The organism is Methanobacterium alcaliphilum (genome assembly GCF_023227715.1).
Lineage (GTDB): Archaea > Methanobacteriota > Methanobacteria > Methanobacteriales > Methanobacteriaceae > Methanobacterium_E > Methanobacterium_E alcaliphilum.
Map to the genome: position 1 here is coordinate 167,142 of NZ_JALKIF010000002.1, position 17,747 is coordinate 184,888.

Below are 17,747 nucleotides of genomic sequence, written 5' to 3' on the forward strand. Positions count from 1 at the left end.
GTTTTAATAACTTTTTATTCCATTAAGATTTCCAGTAATTCTTTTTTACCATCTTCTAAGGCATCTTCATATTCTTTTCCATCTAATATTTCCTTAGTTATTTTAGTCTTTATAGTTTCGGCTTGCTGGTCGGAAATTATTTCCATTACATCACAAAGCCAGCAAAGCCTTAAATCAGCATGCAGCCTCTCTTTTATACATCGAGGGAGAGCCGATTCAAAACGAGGGTGTAAAGCCTCTAAACTGGACATATCCAGTTTTTTTATTAATATTTTTTCAAAATCATCTGGTTCTATTTCCAGTTCATCTGCTAGAGGGATGACAATATCATTTCTCCAGCGGTAACTTTGAATAATTCTGGTTTTCATTAATTCCAGAAGTGATTCCTCATGATCCATATTATCACCGGGCTCTGCCCACTTAATTGTTCATTCTATTATAATCTCTTAAATTTAAAGCAACATATTGGTTGCCAGCCACAGTACTGCAGAAACTACAATTCCAATGACCGTTTCATATCGCCCATATCCCGGGCGCATACCTAAAACCATAGCCGCCATGAAAACACCAATGGTTATGGATACATAAAATGGTATAATCATTAGAAGCTGGTTGTTGATTAATAAAATCCAGCCCACAATGGCAATTATTAAAGCTATAGCGTCGATTTTTTCAGTTACAAAAGGTGCGCCATATTTTTTATAACTTAATAGGAGCCCTACTACAGAACCCAATACAAATGATACTAAATATATGAGGTAAAATATATCAGTCACTTTATCACCGTTAAGCTGGTTTGTAAAGAACAATAAATGCTACAATAAACAAGATTAAAGCAATTATAAATGCCCATTTTTCCAGTATTTCTGAAAAATGTACTGCTTTATCTCTTTGCTGGAGCATTATTATTACAGTAAATATTATCCCGACTATAGTAACAGGAATAACCACCATCCATTGTAGGAAAGCAGCCAGCCCACTGGCAAGCACTACACCTAAAGCGACAAGTGCAGTCAGGAATATGATGTCTTTTTCTTCTGCCATTTCTGATTCTCCTTCAGATAAGCTTGATTGTAAATAATGTTTTTCCTTTTTTAATTTCAAAATACCATCATCAGTAAAATGGATCCAAATATTCCAATGAATGCAAATATAACTTGGACCATGATGGAATGGTTAGGATTGAGCAGGGGTGTTGTGGCATTGATAAAAGCCGTTATAACACTGAGAACTAACATTCCTATTAAATAACCTAGAATACTCATGGGACCTATAAACACAGTTAAGAAAACCCACAACAGCATGTACCATGCAATTGATTCAGAAATCATGAGGTATCCCCTAAGCACACCAAAGTGTTCAGTTTCATAGCCTGAAATAATATCTTTACCCTTGGTAATGGCAAATGGTGAGTACGGTGCCTTGGATAAAATGAGCACAAAGAACATCACAGCAGCAAGAGGAATGGTGTAAATCAGAGGGCCGTTGACACTCTGGTACTGTATAATATCATGGATAACCATGGTATTAGTTTGTAGATATATGATTATCAAAACAGCAAAAAGTGGAACTTCTGCTGCTGCTGAAAATACTGCTCTTACACAGCTCAATTTACCATAAGGAGATCCAGAAGATGAACCTGCATTGTGTTCCACGATTTTATGCAGGGCATAAATACCAAAGAATAATAACAGTGACCCCTGGGCTACTGGCCCTACAATCACTGCGCTGACCCATATAGCACACAGCATACTGGCTATGGCCACATAAAATGGCATGGCTGCAGTTCGGGGGAATGATGATTCTTTAACATAAAATTTAAATGTGTGGAGTAAGTGCTGGATTATTGGTGGTCCCGGACGCATTTGTATCCGGGCCATAATCTTCCTTTGAAGTCCGAATAGAAGGCTTCCCACAAGGAAGGCAACGAGAACATTTAAAAGGATATTTGCCATTAAATTCATTTCATCACCAGTAATTTTTAAAAAGACGAGCCGGAAAATTTTATTAATACCCAATAAATGGCTCATTAGTTCTCTCGTCTTCCTCCTCTTTTTTACTCCGGGCCATTATTATTAGACCCAAAGACAGTATAAATACAGGTATAAGTACTATAGATATGCCATATACTATCCAATCAGCTGGATTAAAGATTAGGGCGTATAAAATTCCTAATATTGAAATTATAAACATTGAATAGCTGGCAACAGTTATTTGATTCATTTCATTTCACCTGAAGTACCCTAAACTAATTTTTTCATGATATTTTTTAAAATGGTTTATTTATAATCAAAAGTATTTCTATTGCTCTTACTATGACTAGTAAAGAGCTTAAATGAATTATAAGTATAAAAGGGGATCCGGGAGTACGGAACATTTCTGCTTTGGTGGCGTAGAATGGTGCCACACCGGTTTCTCCAGCTATTCCCATTATAAGCAGTAATGATGCGAAAAACATCATAGGGGTTGTTGAAGTTAGAGTAGATAATTGCAATATGCTTAAAGTCCCAGTAGCCCCCAGTATTAAAGCAGCGCCCCCGAATAATGGTAGGGAAGCGATCATAGCTATTAATCCATACTGGAAAGCTGCATCAAGTACATCGATTTGTTTTACAGCAGATACGATACCTATATTAACTATCCCAATTAGTGCTACAAATAGGGTGAAATTAAAAAGATCCCCTGTAATCATAGCCCCTGCAGTAGCCAAACCACATATTATAGCTAAAAATCTTCTTATTTTGAATTCTTCCAAATCAACTGTTACTTCGTTGTCCTTAAGAGAACCGAACTCTGCTTCAATCTGAGTTTCAGTTCTGCTGATAGCAATTAAGGTGGTAAATATTAGGGCACCGGCAAACATGAACAAGTTGAAAGGAGTAAGGTAGAGTACAATGTCTCCTAATGGTATTTGACCCAGTAGTTGCCCGCCTAATGTTGCTATGTCCATTTTTTACTCCTCATTAATTTTTTATTTAATTTTATAATTATGATAATTTAGTGTTATCCATAAACTACTCTCTTTTTATCTCTTCTCGGGCCATTATTCCAATCAGCCCCATCTTAGATGCTACTTTTATTAGAATTCCGCATCCTGACATGAAAAGACCTAATAACCATAGTTGAGGTGCTACAAAGAATATTAAAAATCCAGCCAGCCAGATACACCAGGCCACACCAGAAATTCCTGCTATGCCCTCCCAAACCTTGATAGGGAGTCCTCGAGATTTTCGAGCAATCACATAAAATAATATCCCTCCACCGGCTACTGCTCCTCCAGTAAATCCCGTCAAGAAACATCCGTATGCTATTAATATTAAAGCCAGAAAATTAGGTGCAGTGGAGAATATCTCCATGTCCATGGCAATGGGTAAAGGCATAAACTGTGAACTTTTACCAGTTTTCCGCATTTCTCTGCTCATGAGTATTTCAGAAATCGCCATGATTTCAGCCAGTTCTACTACTAAACCCGGCAAGATTAATGCCTCAGCAAGGTCGGTGCCTACTGCTGCTACTATTATGAGCATGGCTATTCCCACGATATCCGTGAGTATGAGAGCACTTAAATCATTTTTCTGGAAAGATATTCCCAGTAATGCTATGAATCCTGTTATAAGACCAACATATACTGCTGGAAGGAATAGTGATACTGTAAATTCTGGTACAACTGCAGGTACTATCATTCTTCTTCCCTCCTCATGGTAAAGTTCAGTGCCACCCAGGAGGCGACTACAAAGGCCATCATCAGTATAGTTGACTCCAATATTGTGTCAAAACCCCGGGTAGAGTATAATATTTCATCAATTAATCCACCAGGAGATGAATAAATAGAGGTACCATAATAATAAGTGGTATTTTTAACACCAATTGCTATTGGAGATAAATAACTGGTAATCATACCCAGTTCCTTGGAATTTTGAGGGTACTGTGCTTTTACTATACCTGGCTCTTTAAGAGGTATGCCTCCCCGATCGTAAGGAGCTAATGGATTTTTCTCATGGATTTGTTGTTGTGGTAGTGGTCTCGGATAAAGTTGATGATCATTAAGAGCCATGGGAACTAAAAAGCCAATTATGAGTAATAATCCCAAAGCAATGGAAAATAATCGTGGAATGCGTTTAGGATTGGCCAGTTCGTTCCATAATCTACCAATGCTCTTCATAATTCAGCCCCCATATCTTCCAATCGGATTACTGCTCTTAGAAGTATCAAAGTTATGATAGTAGTGGCTGCAATATAAGTTAAAAGAGCTAAGGTGTGATTATAAGTTAAAAATATGAGAGAAACACCTATGGCTGGAATTTCAGTATTTAATATTCGTACAATAGGGTCTTTAACACCAGGACCTGCAACTGTAGCAATACTACCGAAAATTACCAGGATACAACCTGTATAAAACCATATCTGAGGATCAAACAATTTCTTCACCCTCCGGGTTTTCCTTTTTTTCTCTTATCTCATTCAACTTTATGATTGCCATTAATAATATAACAGTAGCAATAGGATCAAATACTGCTGCGGCAAGAGCCACGTCCAGATATTGAGCTGAAATTACAGTACCAATAAATCCTCCCTGTAATAATGCAAACATTATAACCTTATCCAGGGGTTTTTGAAGCAGTATAATTCCTATAGCTCCAATAAGCATTACTATTGCCGAAACATTAGTTAAATTTATGAAATCCAGGGGATTCATGATCTTTCACCAGGCATATAAATAATTACAAGTGATATTTTTTTATTATTTTTTTATTAATGAAATTAAATTAGAGTTTAAAGCACCTATTCATCCAGTACTATTTCTTCTTTAACTCTATCTAAAGCATATGCAATTGCATTTGAACTTAAGGTTGATGCTACGAAATAAGTAATAGCAATTATGGCTCCAAATGGAGTTTGAATATACAGTGCAATTAATGCTGAAAATCCAAAACTCATTGCATTTAAATAAAGTAACCTTTCAGACCTGTCTTGAGCTACAAGGGCCCTTATAGCCATTAAAAGCACTATTGCACCAATGATTTCAATTAACATTTGTTATCATCCTGTTTAATATAAATCATTTCGTAATTTAAGATAATTTAGTGTATCTACCCATTTTATGAGCCAGTTTACCCAGCAATTTGGATGACGCAGGGTGATATATTCCCTGAATTGTGGTTATGGCGATTACCATTCCCACCACAAACATGACCGGGGTTATTCCCACATACGAACCTGCAGCGATTATAATTGTAGTGGTGAGTGCTCCAGTAGTTCCAGCGTATCCTGGATCTGCACATAAACGGTTACCAATATAAACCAGTAAAGCAGCTATAAATCCACCTTCAGGTATCCCTATAAGGTAACAACCAATAGCAGCCAGTAATGTTCCAGCAGATGCATCAGGCGAACATACTATATTTCCCTGGAAGAATCCTCCAGCTAAGTCTCCTCCTCGCTTTTGAACACCTTTTCCAATGTACCCTGCCCCTTTTACACCAGGAGATTCTGGAAGTCCCATCCATGTATCAATAAGGACAAAGTTTAGCCAGGATATTATGGCAGCTATTGCTACTCCCAGTAGTTCATTCATCTGATTCCCCCATTGCTGGTTTTGGAAATACTCCGTCAAATAAATATTTAACAAATAATGCTGAAAGTATCCCTAAAAATAGAGCTAAATCCAGACCATGATAAAAACCACTAATTCCTAACTTAAAGAATATTGCTAGCAGACCTAGAGAAATAATAGGAGTAGGAAATAATGCACTGACTGTCCATGAATGCCTCATTGGCCGTTCTGGTAACAGAGGAAGTCTTATTAAGAGCCCCACACCAATGGCCGAAGCTACTGTAATGACATAGCTCAATAATGTGTACATATCATTAGCATGAATAATCATGATAAAAGGATAATACTCCACAATATATAAATGTTTTTACTTACCCTTTCTATGAAAGGATATTATTTATTAAAAGATAAGTAATTATAACTCTTAATGAACAAATATGCGGATTTATAAGGACGTAAATTAAAACAATTATTAAAAAGACATCAAATTATAGTAACCACCTTTAGGCCCCGATTTAATAGTAAAAAAGAGATCAAAAATGGTTATAAAATACAGGTTACAATCCACTACTTCATCAGACTATTTCTAAAATAAGTATTAACTAAATCTCCAATTTCACTATTCTATAAGTATAAACATATAGTTTACACCATCATAATTAATTTTTTATAACCCCAGCAAATAATTACAGATCACCCTGGACAAAAATAACTAAAATTAATAAAATCTGCAAAAAATATATTGTCTTATAATATAAATGAATAATAATATTAATATCAATGATTCTAATAATATACTTACATTTCTCGAATTTTAAAGTCATAGATTTACATGAAAATTTTAAGCAGAAACTCATTACTCATAATTATATATAACGAGGCATTGCATGGATTCCGCCAGTCAATCATTATCAATAAAAACAGAGATATTGCTTTTAATAATAACTACAATATCCCTGATTATTCTCAATATTAGCACTTTAAAACAGACTATTGCCGGCACTATAGCCAGCTTAATAATAATTTTCATAACGGGATATGGTGTTACTCTTTTACTGCCTTTACCACGTAAAGAGGAAACCTCCAATTTAATTAAAATATTTTTATCCATAATAATTGGAATAGTCCTGATAGGGCTCTGGGGTTTTCTAACCAGTTATGCTCATATCAATTCATTGAATTCAACTTTCCAATATTTAACCATTATTATAGTGACTCTGGTTTTTGTAATTAAACTCGTTAAAAAATTAAAGGGCGGAAAAAACGAAATAAAAGAGGATAATGGTAAGTGGGAAAAAGAGTCTCGCTTTAAAATAAAGAACAGAAAGGAAGCTAAACTTTTAAAAACTGCTAGAAAAGCAGCTCAATTAGAAAAAGATAAGGTTTCCAGCATTAGTAGAAAACCCATCCCTCTTGCTAAAAAAAAGGACGATCGAGTAATAAAGTTGAATCAATCATCTAAAGATTTACTGGTTATATTACTGGTTACATTATTATCCTCATTTTTAATATTAGGACCATTTTTAAAGGATAGTGTTATCAAAACACCATTTTGCATAGCCTTATTATTCTTCATACCAGGATATGCATTACTGGCCTGCGTATTTAAAAAATTCAAGGAGTATAGTCGTAAAAAGAAGGTTATTGGGAGTATATTAGTTAGTACAGCCCTTTTTTTAGGTATAGGTGCTTTAAGGTATCTGACCCATTTAAAGATATCCTCAAAAACAATTTTAGGCATATTGATAGGATTAAGTCTGCTTTTTATTGTTTTATCTTACCTCCGGCGTATAAAAATTCAAAAAACCCTGAAAAAATCATTCAGAGGCGAAGTTTTAGATTCTGAAAATTCATGGGATGATCTGAATGACTCTAAAAAATCTGGTCAACCGTATTCCATTGTCCCCAGTGTTCATAAGACCGCGTCCCGTGAAGTTGAGGATATAACTCCTCAAAAGAAAAATAAATCACTCATATGGTTATATCTGGTTGTTTTAGTGTTTGGTTTTCTGGGGTTGATCTTAAGCTGGGTGCCCTCTGTTGCAAATACATGGATAAGGGCCGTTTTCATGGTTCCTTTAATCTTTATTTTACCAGGTTACGTATTAAAAGAACTAATTTTATCTTCTAAATTCACTTCTAAAAAATCCACTATTTTAATCAGCATCTTTCTAAGCATACTGATTTCCATTATGATTGGATCTCTTTTCGGAGTGATTTACCCATCTCAGCAAGGATATCACAATATCTGCACCACCATACTATCCGTCATCACAATTATAGGGATTCTAGGGGTCTTATGGATCAATCGAAGAAAATATAAAAGTTATCCACCATCTTTATCCCCGAAGGACTATCCTGATAGAACCCACGAATTAACAGATGAATTGAAACAGTACTCTAAAGAAAAAAAGAGCTTTAAATTAAAAAAGGATCCAGAAAAAGTTGAATCCAATGACACAACAAGGGAAGTTAAAAAATTAAAAAGAAAAGATGAATTCTCAAAAACACAGCACCTGGAAGAGGATTTGAAAAAATCATTTTCACAGGTTTACCCTGAGAAAAAGTCATTTACTCCTGAATCTAGTTCAAGGCTATCTTTTTTGAAAAATGATATATTTTTAGTAATTTTGACTACTTTAATTACTTTGACCACCATCTATGTTCCTTTTTTAAGTGCAACGCCTCTAAGAGAGATTTTTGGGCTTTTATTTGTCCTATTCATACCGGGCTACGTATTAACCGCGGCCTTGTTTCCTAAAAAATCAAGTGTTGATGGTATTGAGCGTTTGGCCTTGAGTTTTGGTTTGAGTTTAGCTATATCTCCCTTAATTGGAGGAATTCTTTATTTTACTAAATCCAGTGTAGAATTTACATCTTTAATTCTTCCCTTAACTGCCCTAACCATTATACTCTGTGTTATTGTTCTTGTAAGGCGCAGAAGATTGGATGAAGATGAGAGATATGCTCCAAATCTTTCACCATACTTCCATTCTATTAAGGCATCTTTCCAGCAGGAATCTCGGCTGGATAAAATACTTTCTATTGTACTGATTATCTGTTTAATTCTGGCTGTGGCCAGTACGGTATATATTATTGTAAAACCCAAAGAAGGGGAAAAGTTCACTGAATTTTATATTTTAGGTCCAGGTGGTAAGGCCAGTGATTATCCAACTAACCTTACTGTGGGTCAAAATGGTTCTGTTATTTTAGGTGTGGTGAACCATGAGTATGCCAATATCAGTTATAGATACCTTGTTAGTTTGAATGGAACCAATATCACCAGCGAAGTAATAAATCTAAAGCCCGGAGAAAAATGGGAAAAAAGCATACAGTTTGCCCCCACTATAGCTGGTGCTGATAAAAAATTAGAATTTATCTTATACAAGCTTCCTGATGAAACAACAGCCTATAGATCATTACACTTGTGGGTCGATGTGAGCGAATAATAAATGATGTTTTATATAATAATAGACATCATCCCCTTTGAATTTAGAGGTATTAAAAACAGTCATGGAATAATTATTTATATATAAATCAACAACTAATTTAACTTATCAATTAACAGCACCAAAGAAAATATTATTCTAATCAATAAGGACGTAAATGAAATGCAGAATAAAAATATAGTGGTTACAGGTGGTTTAGGTTTTATCGGGTCTCATTTAGTAGATGAACTTGTAGAAAACAATCAGGTGACCATAATAGATGATAACTCCACTGGAAAACTAGGTAATTTAACTAATCCTCAACATACAAATTTGGAGATAATTACCGGCAGCATCACTGATTTGGATTTAAATGACATATTTCAAGATGTAGATTACGTTTTTCATCACGCGGCTATGGCCAGCGTCCCCTTAAGTGTGGATCATCCTGAAAAAGCACACCTCATTAATGCCACGGGAACACTGAAAATATTACTGGCTGCCTGTAATTGTGGAGTTAAAAAAGTGCTGAATGCTTCTTCTTCTGCAGTTTATGGCAATAATATGAACATGCCACTAAAAGAAAACGAGCCATTAAGTCCTCTATCACCCTATGCTGCATCTAAATCTTCTGCAGAACATTATGCCCAGGCATTTTATGAAACTTATGGATTAGAAACTGTTTCTTTTAGGTATTTCAATGTATTCGGACCTAAACAGGATCCTAATTCACAGTACGCTGCAGTTATACCTAAATTCATTGATTCCATGGTTAACGAAAAGTCTCCTGTAATATATGGGGATGGGGAACAGACCAGGGATTTCATATTCGTTAAAGAGATTGTGCAGGGAAATATAGTGGCTGCTGAATCTTCATTTTCAGGTGCTCTTAACCTGGCTGGGGGAAATGCTTTGTCTATTAATAATCTGTTTGAAATGATTAGAGAGATTATGGGCTCAGATATTAAGCCTACTTATTTAGCAGAGAGAAAAGGAGATATAAAGCATTCTTTAGCTGATACTTCTAATCTGGTTGAAATTGGTTTTAAAGTAGATGACAATTTTAAGGGCCAGTTGAGAGAAACTGTAGACTGGTTTTTACTTAAAAACAAGAAAAAATAACAACGTTTCCCCAGAAAAAAATAAGGGTAATCTATTCGGGAAATTAGAATATAATTATTTTTTTAATTACCATATAGAAAATCTATAAAAGATTTGATTTCTAAAACTTTAGTATTGAATCAATCCAGAATTACTTTTTTAAAAGGTGGATAATGACAACTGTTCGAAGAATTGTCAAAAACAGTGGCTGGTTAATGGCTTCTCAGTTTATAAATAATATACTGGCATTTATCTGGACCATACTCCTTGCAAAGTATTTAGGAGTGGCTGATTTTGGACTCTTATCTGAGGCACTGGCAGCTACTGGAATTTTAAGTGTGTTTGTGGACGTTGGAATGACCACTTATGCCACCAGGGAAATAGCTAAAGACACTACAATTGCCTCCAGACTGCTTGGAAATATTTTTGTCATTAAAATAATCACATCCCTAATCATTATTATATTGCTCGCAGTTTATTTAAATCTCTTAAATTATCCAACTGCAACAGAACAGATTTATATATTGATTGGGGCTTACATGATCTTCAATTCATTTAACTACAATTTCTATGGTTTTTTCCAGGGGCTGGAGAAAATGGAATACCAATCCATAACAACCATATTTAACAGTGCCCTGCTCTTTACTGGTTTTTTACTGGTGATATTCTTAAAATTAGATTTATTAGCATTTGGTTTAGTTTACGTTATTAGCAGCCTACTGAGCCTTGTCTGCAACCTTATAATCTCAAAATGGAAATTTGTCATGCCCGAGTTAGAGATTAACTGGACTTACTGGAAGAAAATTGTTAAAATTTCGCTTCCTTTTTTAATTACCGCCATATTCACCACCATATACTTCTGGATCGATACCGTGATGCTGGGTTATATTCAAGGAAACGAGGCCACTGGACTTTATAATGTTGCTTATAAAATAATGCTGGTTCTGGTTTCGATTTATTCAGTTTACATGGTTTCCATATTCCCAGTAATGGCCAAATATTATAAAGAATCATCCGAAGCTTTGAAATTAACCTATGAACGGTCCTTAAAATACGTTATCATGATAATACTGCCTATTACCATTGGCCTCACTTTTTTTGCTCGTGACATCATACTTTTAACTGTAGGTAGTGATTATTTAGCTGCCACTATATCAATGCAGATATTGGTATGGACTCTGGTATTCATGTTCACCAATAACCTCTCTACCAACCTCTTATCCTCTATTGATAAACAGGTCACAGTCACTAAGATTGCTGGAGTAGGGGCCGTGTTTAATATTGGGGCAAATCTGGTTGCCATTCCTATTTTGAGTTTTATTGGGGCTAGTATAACTACGGTACTTACTGAATTTATAATGTTCTTATTGTTGAGTTTCACCACTTCCCAGACTAAATATTCCATTGGCCGCGAATTACTAAAAGACTTCTGGAGAATTCTAATACCAAATATGCTCCTGGTATTGATATTATTATTTTTAAAACTCCCTATGGTACTTTTGATTGTAATATGTGCCATTGTATACATTTTAGGTGTCTTAATCACCAGGGCTCTGGATGAAACTGATATAAGACTTATAAAAAGTATTTTTATTAAAGATAATTTGGAATAATTCTTTATAATGAATAATTATTCTACACCAGCAATAACTCAAGAATTATTTAAAAAAAAAATTTATTAATGAAGTAATTCACTGAATTTTATTAATATTCTGCTTGAACATGCGGCTGATTGAATCCAGTATGATTCCCGTAAATACCATGAATGTCCCGAACATGGTCATCATAATGGATGCTGTGGTTGGTCCCCAGGTAGTACTGGAACCATATAAATAATCATTTAAAAATATTATAGTCAATATTACCCCAAAAATTGTTATAACTAATCCTGGAATTGTGAAATAATAAAGAGGGCGTTTTAATTCTATTTCTTGAAGTATGTGCAGCAGCACCCTTACCCCATGACTTATGGGGTTTTTAGTTGACCCATCCACATCATAGCGAACTCCTATTTCTACTTCCACTATCTTTAATCCGGCTTCTGCTACATCCGACAGCATCTCACTTTCTACTCCAAATCCTTCTTCTTTGAAGCGGAAGTATTTTATACTCTCTCTTGAAAATGCTCTGAACCCGCTTTGTGTATCAGTTAAATCCAGTCCACTGGAGATATTGGTGGCTTTATCCAGGACTTTTTGGCCTACTCTCCTGTATGTAGGGGTGTTTTCATCCAGCCCAGTTATGTAGCGACTGCCATTTACCACATCAGCTTGACCTTCTTGGATAGGTTTTATTACGTCGGGTATTTCATCAGGATTGTGCTGGGCATCGGCATCTATAGTTACAATAATATCCATGTCTTTTGCTGCTTCAAATCCAGACCTTAAAGCAGCCCCTTTTCCTAGATTTGTAGGGTGGGTGATGACTTCAGCCCCTGCCAGTTCTGCCACCAGAGTTGTGTTATCTGTGCTTCCATCGTCCACTACTATAACTTTATCTGCGTATTGTTTTGATCGTAAGATAATGCTCCCCAAGGCCACTTCTTCGTTGTAAGCCGGGAGTAAAACGGCGATTTTAGTCATGATTTAGTTCCTTAAATTGTTAAATTATTTTTCATTAAATTAGAATAAATACTTTTAAATTTACATTATTCTTCAAATTAGAATAAAATTATGTTCCTAATATTACATATTAATGTGTTATATATTTACTTGAAACAAGTACATTAAGATTTGTAAAAAAAAATTTTAAAAATTATATTATCTGAATTTATGCTATTGAGTTAGATTAGTTAATAATATTTAAAAAATAATAATTTTAAGGGGAATGGTTTTTACTTTTAGTCAAATTTTAAGACCTTACTCTCTATTTCAATTTTAATAGATTATTATAATAATTAGGTATATCTTTGCCCATATTATCCATATTATAGATATTATCTTCTTCCCCACGGCCATTATAATTTGCTTTAAAAACTGTTCCATATATTTTTTTAGAGATAATATTTTTAATGAATATTGCTCCTCCTATTCCTTCAGCGTAATTATTAGTTAAGCTACTGTTTACTATGATTAAATTTGCATCAGTTGAATATAAAGCGCCACCTGCTTCTGCTCGATTATAATCAAACTGACTATTGGTAATGTTAAATGCTTGCTTAGCACCTTCAATGTATATGGCACCACCACGTTGCAGGATGACGTTGTCGATACTGTCCTGTCCATTCCATAAAAACCGGGTTTTGTCCATAATTACAAGAGCATCAATGGTGTAAATTGCACCCCCAGCACCAGCAGCATAGTTTCCTCCAAAATAACAATTTTTAATGGTTAAATTATTATATAAATGATAAATAGCTCCGCCTTTTCCATAATAATCTTTCCATGTCATTTGATTACGTGTGAAATTTGTGTTTTCAAAGTATTCATCCCCATAGTAACTTACAATAGCCCCACCATTAATTTGCCCATAGTTTCCATTGAAAATAGAGTTATTAACTTTTAATTCACCATAATGATTATAAATAGCTCCAGCTTCCACCATATATAATACAGGACGTCTATAACTATTTGAAGCTCTATTATCTAAAAAAGTAGAATAATCTATATTCACTTTTCCACCATCATTATCAATGGCACCACCAGACCAGTAAGCTTTAGATGATTTAAAAGTAGTTCCATTGATATGCAGAGTACCATGATTATTTTTAATGGCGCCACCTTTATCGGCATCATTTTCACTAAAAATACATCGTTTTAAATCGATAGTACAATAATTATTATATATTACACCACCACTCATAATAGTCTGAGAATTCACCGAATATTTTATTTTACTACCTTTAAAAACGCAGTCAGATATCTCTAATTTATAATTTCCATCAGCATAAATTGCTCCACCTGCATTCCATCCCACATAACTTTCTAATAATAAATTATTTTCAAAATTACAATTTTCAATTTTGGTATTTCCATAGTTATAAATTGCAGCGCCGTAATAGGCTTTGTTGTGTTGAAAATGAGAGTTCTTTATAATAAGAGACTTTGCACCATTATTGTAAATTGCTCCTCCACTGGGATAAATAGAATTTATAGACATACGAGGATTTTCAATAATTGGATCAAAATCTAAACCAGCTATGTCATTATTAAAATTACAGTTATCTATTATAACTTCTGCACCATTATTAATGTAAATGCCAGCGCCTCCATCACGAGGACTAAGCACATTTGCATTTATTATCTTTACTCCTGTAATGTTAACATTTTTATCTCCTGCAATTTCAATGGCTCTACCATTTCCTTCAGCGTCAATTGCTGAACCTTGACTAATAATCTGTACATTTTTATCTATATAAATCCCATTTTCTTTAAAATCACAGTTTGCACTTAAAATAATGGTTCCATTTTCAGGGGAAGATCTTAAAGCGGATTTAATTGTTTTTTTAGGGTTTGTTGGATCAATACCATCATTACTGTCATTACCATTTATAGAATCCACATATAATTTCATTTTATTGAGGTCATCAGTCTGGTTTTTAGTAGTATTATTAAAGGTCGAATTTTTACTAGTATCATTTATAGTTTTATTTGTTGAATTTGTTTTATTAATTTCCATACGCCACTTTGAACCATCAATTTTCTCTAATCCGTTAACTACAGGAGTAACAACTGAAAAAACAAAAATAAACATGATTATTAATGAAAATAGTTTTGATTTCATTTAACTCTCTCTCGTTCTTTTTATATTATAAATTAAAATTTAAAAGTTTAAATATATAAAATTTATGAAAAAATTTCATAAAAGAACTAATTAACATTTAAATCGAAAATAGAGCAGCACCCACCACACATACCTCACATAAATCTCATCAGTATATATGGAAAACTATTAAAAGAGAACTATCGCCACAATTCATAAAAACAAAAGAAAAACTACAAGAACTAATAGAAAAATCTTCAAAAGTCAATTAGAAAAAAATAAAAATTTACCTAAAATCACCTACCCCAACAAATAACTCCCATAAACTCGTAAAATTAAAATATGTAAAAATGGAAAGATAATTTAATTACTCATTCTTCTTGTAGAGAAGCACATTATCTATTTTCCATATTACCGTGTATCCCTTAAGTTCCATTGGGCTTTTGCCTGCACTGTAAATATAGTAATCTGCGTTAAGATCATTTAATGTTTTTTCAAATGTCCCGGGTTGGACGTTTCCGGGTATGCGAGTATTTACGTATTTTTTCAAGTACCAGCTGAAGGCCGGCCCCCGGTCAGATACCATGGTCTGATTTAAATAATCAGGCACATTTATTTTAATCCACCCTGCCATGGCTTCTTCTGATATTTGCAGGTCATCTTTTTGGGGCATCTCACTTACATAGAACGCCGTGGATGATAAGAGGGCTAGGATTAAAAATAGGGATAATGCCAAAGATGTTGCATTCCATCGGCTGAATTTGTACTTTATTAAACTGGATATCTGGTTAATGCCCAGAGCCACCCCATAGGCTAATGGAGGGATCATGGTAATGAAATACCGGTCTACTTTTACCGGGTGAAAGCTATGCATCAGTAAGAACGCGCCAAACCATGTGAAAAATAATAGGTCCATGTCCAGGTGTTTTAGATTCAGATCTTTAAGTAGATAGTAAATAGATAGCGATAACATTAGCAGAATGATTTCACTATATAAAAATGACATGTGGGCATAGGTGGTTATCAGGATTATCCCCAATGCAGCAGTGAGGATTATTTTAAGGTAAACCTGTTTTTTTGAAGTTTTAAAGCTCTCGCTTTCAAAGAGGTTTTTTAAGATTTTTATGAGATATATTACAATCCCTATAATTATAACCCCCATAATGGCATAGGCCAGTATTGTGGCCTCACTAAAAGAGGGCCATAGAGTTTGGAAATAGGTACTTGGTGCTGGACTGGATATGTAGTTAGCGATGTACTTCAGATAATAACTTATGTCCAGATTATAACCCGGATTGTTGGTTCCTGCTGCCCCTGCTGCTGTTCCTACAAACAAATCTGAGAAGGGGAATGGTTTCCCTGTATTGCGATAGAAATACCACATGAAGGGGAGGTATATTATTATCCCTGCGATTATTCCCTGCAATGCTTTTTTTACCTGGTCCTTTTTCGGGTGGTTGAGGTAGATTACCAGGAGCATGGGGATTATTATGAGTCCCGAGGTGTATCTTGTTAAAAATGCCAGCATGGCCACTGGAAATGCCAGGTAAAAGAACCTTGAATCTTTCTTAACAGATAGAATTGTCAGGTAAAGTGCCCATATAGATAGTGATATTGATGGAACATCCAGAGCACCTGATGCTGCCCAGGCAATGACAATGGTGAATGTGGCAAATGATAGTGCTCCGGCCATACTCTCCCATTCATTAAATCGGATTTTTAAAAGGAGGTATAATCCTAAAGCACCTGCTATATAGAATACTCCGCTAACGGCAAAGAGTGTTGTTTCACTCACCCAACCAGCCTTGAAAAACAGTGAAGTGATAAATGGTAGAATAGGTGGAAGATAAAGTGTATCACCTACCCCCATTCCTGCCATTTTTAGGGCGTTGTTCAGGTATAAGAATATATCCCAGTAGGCCACTCCTATATTCGACTGGACTGTTACCAGAGCATATGCTAATATGATCATTATTAAAGTTAGTAATGTGAAAATCCCTGCAGAAAATTTATTTTCAGATACGAAATCCCTTATTCCATCCATAGATTATCTCCTGATAATTAATTGTAGAATACATGTTTTAAAAGTGTAATCCATGCTAATTGTTTACAATAGTAATTAATCCTAAAAATAGGAATTAATGCTTTTTTTATATCTATACTTAAACCAGCAATTAATCCCTGAAATCTTATTATAATTGGGTTATTTAACTTAAATAAATATTTAAAATTTAATTATAATTATTTAAAAGCAACTTATCCTAAAAGCGATTATTCAAAAATAGGACAAAAAGCACCTATATGAAAAAATTAGTTATTTCCTTCTTAATATCCCCTAGCAAATACGACTTTTCTAGTAAAATAAGCTCTTTAAAAATAGATTGAATATTAAACAATCTCATTTAGAAATATTTATTACACCATAATTGTTTATTACCTATTAAATCCTGCCCAAGCAAAGAGGTGATAATTGCTCATTTATTAAAGACGTCTATTAAAGGCAAATATTTTTTAATAAGCCTCCTCCGTCTTTATTAGAGTCCAAGTAGTACAGACACCACCATGTGTGGCTACCACACACCACCTTTAGTGAATCTTAAAAATTAGAGTTTATTTTTAATAAATTTCCCTGAAAAGAGTGTTATATTCTTGAAAAAAGCCCTCTTTGTGACTTGTTTAATTGATTAAGCTGCAATTGGACTATCTCCTTTTACCGTCCCTATGAAACCTTTTAAATGCGCCCTATTTGATTCAATACGCTCAGGTAAGTCCTTTTTTTCAATTTTGAAGGGCAACCTTTAAATAGTATGTTCCAGTCAATAGGTCACTATCATTGGAGCCACCAAAAATGATTTCAAAAACGTGATTTTTTTTGAATGATTGGATTTTTTTTTAAGGCTCTGTGATATGGAGGCGGTAAAATTTCGCGAAAATTACAAATAATTTTCGTTTTTACAATATGT

At 34.4% G+C, this 17,747-nt stretch carries 19 protein-coding genes; 3 read left to right on the forward strand and 16 right to left on the reverse strand.

Features of this window, described 5'->3' with window-relative positions; all coding sequences use genetic code 11:
* Positions 1 to 14: 14 nt before the first annotated feature.
* From MXE27_RS02085 to MXE27_RS02145, 13 genes are all read right to left on the reverse strand, one after another.
* Positions 15 to 398 (reverse strand): EhaM family protein, encoded by a 384-nt coding sequence (locus tag MXE27_RS02085; protein ID WP_248610739.1) that lies wholly within the window; start codon positions 396 to 398, stop codon positions 15 to 17.
* Positions 399 to 452: 54 nt separating this feature from the next.
* Complete coding sequence (locus MXE27_RS02090; protein ID WP_248610740.1) at positions 453 to 776, reverse strand: energy-converting hydrogenase subunit EhaL family protein; 324 nt, start codon at positions 774 to 776, stop codon at positions 453 to 455.
* 10 nt (positions 777 to 786) lie between these two features.
* Entirely contained in the window at positions 787 to 1,104 is a 318-nt protein-coding gene (locus MXE27_RS02095; RefSeq protein ID WP_248610741.1) for a hydrogenase, read from the reverse strand.
* Positions 1,101 to 1,964: a respiratory chain complex I subunit 1 family protein gene (locus MXE27_RS02100; RefSeq protein WP_248610742.1), complete on the reverse strand. Its 864-nt coding sequence runs from the start codon at positions 1,962 to 1,964 to the stop codon at positions 1,101 to 1,103. The genes MXE27_RS02095 and MXE27_RS02100 overlap by 4 nt, the downstream gene beginning before the upstream one ends.
* 43 nt (positions 1,965 to 2,007) lie before the next feature.
* The gene (locus tag MXE27_RS02105) at positions 2,008 to 2,223 is read right to left on the reverse strand and encodes a DUF788 domain-containing protein (RefSeq protein ID WP_248610743.1); all 216 of its coding nucleotides are present in this window, start codon (positions 2,221 to 2,223) and stop codon (positions 2,008 to 2,010) included.
* 46 nt (positions 2,224 to 2,269) lie between these two features.
* Entirely contained in the window at positions 2,270 to 2,950 is a 681-nt protein-coding gene (locus MXE27_RS02110; protein WP_248610744.1) for a proton-conducting transporter transmembrane domain-containing protein, read from the reverse strand.
* A gap of 64 nt (positions 2,951 to 3,014) precedes the next feature.
* The gene (locus tag MXE27_RS02115; RefSeq protein WP_248610745.1) at positions 3,015 to 3,683 is read right to left on the reverse strand and encodes an EhaG family protein; all 669 of its coding nucleotides are present in this window, start codon (positions 3,681 to 3,683) and stop codon (positions 3,015 to 3,017) included.
* Positions 3,680 to 4,162 carry an EhaF family protein gene (locus MXE27_RS02120; RefSeq protein WP_248610746.1) on the reverse strand — a complete coding sequence of 161 codons (483 nt, stop codon included), beginning with the start codon at positions 4,160 to 4,162 and terminating at the stop codon, positions 3,680 to 3,682. The genes MXE27_RS02115 and MXE27_RS02120 overlap by 4 nt, the downstream gene beginning before the upstream one ends.
* Complete coding sequence (locus MXE27_RS02125; protein ID WP_248610747.1) at positions 4,159 to 4,419, reverse strand: EhaE family protein; 261 nt, start codon at positions 4,417 to 4,419, stop codon at positions 4,159 to 4,161. The genes MXE27_RS02120 and MXE27_RS02125 overlap by 4 nt, the downstream gene beginning before the upstream one ends.
* Positions 4,412 to 4,696, reverse strand: a complete 285-nt coding sequence (locus tag MXE27_RS02130; protein ID WP_248610748.1) for an EhaD family protein — start codon at positions 4,694 to 4,696, stop codon at positions 4,412 to 4,414. Before MXE27_RS02130 ends, MXE27_RS02125 begins: the two co-directional genes overlap by 8 nt.
* Before the next feature lie 86 nt (positions 4,697 to 4,782).
* Entirely contained in the window at positions 4,783 to 5,034 is a 252-nt protein-coding gene (locus tag MXE27_RS02135; RefSeq protein ID WP_248610749.1) for an EhaC family protein, read from the reverse strand.
* Positions 5,035 to 5,071: 37 nt separating this feature from the next.
* Positions 5,072 to 5,575 carry a [NiFe]-hydrogenase-3-type subunit EhaB gene (gene ehaB, locus MXE27_RS02140; RefSeq protein ID WP_248610750.1) on the reverse strand — a complete coding sequence of 168 codons (504 nt, stop codon included), beginning with the start codon at positions 5,573 to 5,575 and terminating at the stop codon, positions 5,072 to 5,074.
* Positions 5,568 to 5,864: an energy-converting hydrogenase A subunit A EhaA gene (locus tag MXE27_RS02145; RefSeq protein ID WP_248610751.1), complete on the reverse strand. Its 297-nt coding sequence runs from the start codon at positions 5,862 to 5,864 to the stop codon at positions 5,568 to 5,570. Before MXE27_RS02145 ends, ehaB begins: the two co-directional genes overlap by 8 nt.
* Before the next feature lie 577 nt (positions 5,865 to 6,441).
* On the opposite strand from MXE27_RS02145, the gene MXE27_RS02150 reads away from it, so the two are divergent.
* The 3 genes from MXE27_RS02150 (at position 6,442) to MXE27_RS02160 (ending at position 11,696) form a co-directional block, all read left to right on the forward strand.
* Entirely contained in the window at positions 6,442 to 9,003 is a 2,562-nt protein-coding gene (locus MXE27_RS02150) for a DUF1616 domain-containing protein (protein ID WP_248610752.1), read from the forward strand.
* Between the two features lie 162 nt (positions 9,004 to 9,165).
* On the forward strand, positions 9,166 to 10,104 hold the full coding sequence (locus MXE27_RS02155; RefSeq protein ID WP_248610753.1) for an NAD-dependent epimerase/dehydratase family protein: 939 nt from the start codon (positions 9,166 to 9,168) through the stop codon (positions 10,102 to 10,104).
* Positions 10,105 to 10,256: 152 nt separating this feature from the next.
* On the forward strand, positions 10,257 to 11,696 hold the full coding sequence (locus MXE27_RS02160) for a flippase (protein ID WP_248610754.1): 1,440 nt from the start codon (positions 10,257 to 10,259) through the stop codon (positions 11,694 to 11,696).
* Between the two features lie 78 nt (positions 11,697 to 11,774).
* On the opposite strand, the gene MXE27_RS02165 is transcribed toward MXE27_RS02160, so the two are convergent.
* The 3 genes from MXE27_RS02165 to MXE27_RS02175 all read right to left on the reverse strand — a co-directional run bounded on the left by MXE27_RS02165 (position 11,775) and on the right by MXE27_RS02175 (position 16,828).
* Positions 11,775 to 12,665: a glycosyltransferase family 2 protein gene (locus MXE27_RS02165; RefSeq protein ID WP_248610755.1), complete on the reverse strand. Its 891-nt coding sequence runs from the start codon at positions 12,663 to 12,665 to the stop codon at positions 11,775 to 11,777.
* Positions 12,666 to 12,948: 283 nt separating this feature from the next.
* Complete coding sequence (locus MXE27_RS02170) at positions 12,949 to 14,805, reverse strand: right-handed parallel beta-helix repeat-containing protein (RefSeq protein ID WP_248610756.1); 1,857 nt, start codon at positions 14,803 to 14,805, stop codon at positions 12,949 to 12,951.
* A gap of 346 nt (positions 14,806 to 15,151) precedes the next feature.
* Positions 15,152 to 16,828, reverse strand: a complete 1,677-nt coding sequence (locus MXE27_RS02175) for a glycosyltransferase family 39 protein (RefSeq protein ID WP_248610757.1) — start codon at positions 16,826 to 16,828, stop codon at positions 15,152 to 15,154.
* Positions 16,829 to 17,747 lie beyond the last annotated feature (919 nt).